We start from the raw sequence: 1,851 nt of genomic DNA on the forward strand, positions 1-1,851 counted from the left end.
TTGTTAATTAAAAATTGGTTCTTGAGGGTCATCATTAGTCGGCTTATTTCATTAATCGGTCGGTTTTTGCCGATAATCGGTCGGTCAAGCCAGATAATCGGTCGGTTCTTCCAAATAATCGGTCGGTCACCCGAATGATATGCCCCCTGGCGTATGCACAAACAGAAAAAAACTCCCCAGTACGCTACTGGAGAGTTCTCTTTATCATTTATTACTGTGCAGTTAATCCGCCATCGATGACGAATTCAGATCCTGTTGAGTAGCTTGCTTCGTCGGATGCTAGGAAAAGGACTAGATTAGAAACTTCTTCTGATTGGGCTACGCGTTTCAGTGGGATGTGCTTAGCGAATTCTTTAATCAGTTCTACTGCATCGCCTTGGCTTACCATTGGTGTTTCGATGACGCCTGGGTGTACAGAGTTCACGCGGATGCCTAAGTGAGCTAATTGAAGAGCTGCAGCTTTCGTCATACCACGCACCGCAAATTTAGTGTCTGTGTAGCCAACTGCTCCGCCAACTAATCCGTTCATAGAAGAGATGTTCACGATTGAGCCACCACCAGCTTTTTGCATAGATGGGACAACTGCCTTTGTTCCAAGGAATACGGAGACTTGGTTGATGTCTACGATTTTACGGTAATCTGCTTCTGTCATTTCCATTAGAGGAGTGGACAGGCTAATACCTGCATTGTTAACTAAAATGTTAGCTGGGCCAAATGCTTTTTCTGTTTCCTCGATCACAGTTGTCCAGTCAGCTGCTTTTGTTACGTCTTGCTTGACGAACAATACGTTTTCTCCTAATTCTTTTGCTAAAGCTTGTCCGCCTTCTTCGTTTAGGTCAGTGAAAACAACCTTCGCACCTTCTCTAACAAACGTACGTACGTGTGATTCACCCATTCCACGTGCTCCACCTGTAACAATAGCAACTTTATCCGTTAAACGACCCATTATAAATTCCTCCAAGAATCATATTTTTTATTAATAAAGTAAACGATTACAACCCTATTATAGTTCTCTTTTCTTCAAAACCAAAGAGATGCTACAATGATAAAAATACTGTATTAGTCTTAGCCATTTAACTAAGAAAATACCTTCACTAAGCTAAATCCATACTGCTCAAGTTCAATATATACTACTTGAACGTCCACAGACAATGATATTAATCACACAGTATCTATTGAATTGTTCCAGTGCTTTTTAAGGAGACGTCAACAGTCAAATCAAATGGTAGGTTAGGATAAGCTTGCTCCCATTTATCAAATATGTCCTTCTCATAGAGCTGCATAGTTCTAAACTTTAGTCCGAAGCCAAAAGGATCTAGCTCTTCTTCTTGTAACATAGTAAATAGCTTTTCTAATTCGGACTTTATTTCCTTAGAAGCTAACTTACTGTACTCATCTAGATTTTCAACATGCAGTCTCTTATCTGACTGGCTGACTATACCATCCATTTTTACATTGATTTTAATGGATGCTGGCTGACCATTTTTTTTATTTACCTTGTATTTCATATTTACATTAATTAGATTCAGAACTAAATTTAATTCATCTGTTTCCAATTTGACGCTATAGCCGCCAATATTATTGGCAAGGGCATTGTAATCTCTAGTGAGGCTAGAGGATAAATGAAATGAATCCCGTTTTTCCTTTACGATGATTGATTTATTTACAATCAGCTGAGAACCTGACTCATTGGACTCGACGATTGGTAGAACCGCGTCAATACCTTCACTATAAAAGCTCCTTCTAAATTCATATAAGTACGTAGAGACAATATAAGGGCTTTCGGTGCCTACATTCCCAAAAAATTTAGAGAGAGGTGAAATGACTGCGGATTCGCCTTTAGGCTCCGTT

Annotated in this window: 2 protein-coding genes; both read right to left on the reverse strand. The window is 39.4% G+C overall.

Annotated elements, in window-relative coordinates; all coding sequences use genetic code 11:
* Nucleotides 1-211: 211 nt before the first annotated feature.
* Nucleotides 212-946, reverse strand: coding sequence for a glucose 1-dehydrogenase (locus tag AC06OU_RS00165; RefSeq protein WP_475853304.1), 735 nt, complete (start codon nucleotides 944-946; stop codon nucleotides 212-214).
* Nucleotides 947-1,172: 226 nt separating this feature from the next.
* Nucleotides 1,173-1,851, reverse strand: a 679-nt coding sequence (locus tag AC06OU_RS00170; protein ID WP_475853306.1) for a Ger(x)C family spore germination C-terminal domain-containing protein, incomplete at its 5' end; no start/stop codon positions are given.

The sequence above is a fragment of the Psychrobacillus sp. genome (assembly GCF_056205495.1).

Excerpts from the sequence above, each read along its gene's own strand:
- AC06OU_RS00165 (WP_475853304.1), bottom strand. The coding sequence starts at position 946 with ATGGGTCGTTTAACGGATAAAGTTGCTATTGTTACAGGTGGAGCACGT.